Source organism: Komagataeibacter kakiaceti JCM 25156 (assembly GCF_000613305.1).
Map to the genome: position 1 here is coordinate 1 of NZ_BAIO01000939.1, position 506 is coordinate 506.

The 506-nt window shown below is 69.0% G+C and carries 1 protein-coding gene; it reads left to right on the top strand.

The features are described 5' to 3' along the window. Nucleotides 1-506, top strand: a 506-nt coding sequence (locus JCM25156_RS26835) for a helicase-related protein (protein WP_034961990.1), incomplete at both ends; no start/stop codon positions are given.

Sequence of the window (506 nt, forward strand, 5' to 3'; positions counted from 1 at the left end):
CACCGTACATCGCCGCCGCCGAGGCCCGGCACGCCGCCCTGAGCGCGCATTTCGGGCCTGAACAGGTGGGGCTGGCCCACGGGCAGCAGGACATAGCGGTGCGCGAACAGGCCATTGCCGATTTCGCGGCGGGAAAGACCCGTATTCTCGTGGCGACGACGGTGATCGAGGTGGGCGTGGACATACCCGACGCCACGGTCATGATCATCGAACATGCCGAGCGTTTCGGCCTGGCCCAGTTGCACCAGCTACGCGGGCGCGTGGGCCGGGGCCGGGCGGAATCCTTCTGCCTGCTGCTGCATGACAGCGCGCTGGGCCAGACCGCGCGGCGCAGGCTGGCGTTGCTGCGGGAAACGGATGACGGATTTCTCATTGCCGATGAGGATTTCCGCCTGCGTGGCGGGGGCGATCTGACCGGGCGCAGGCAGTCCGGCATGCCGGACCTGCGGCTGGCCAGCCCGCTGCATGTGGACATGCTGCTGCGGCTTGCGGCGCAGGATGCACGG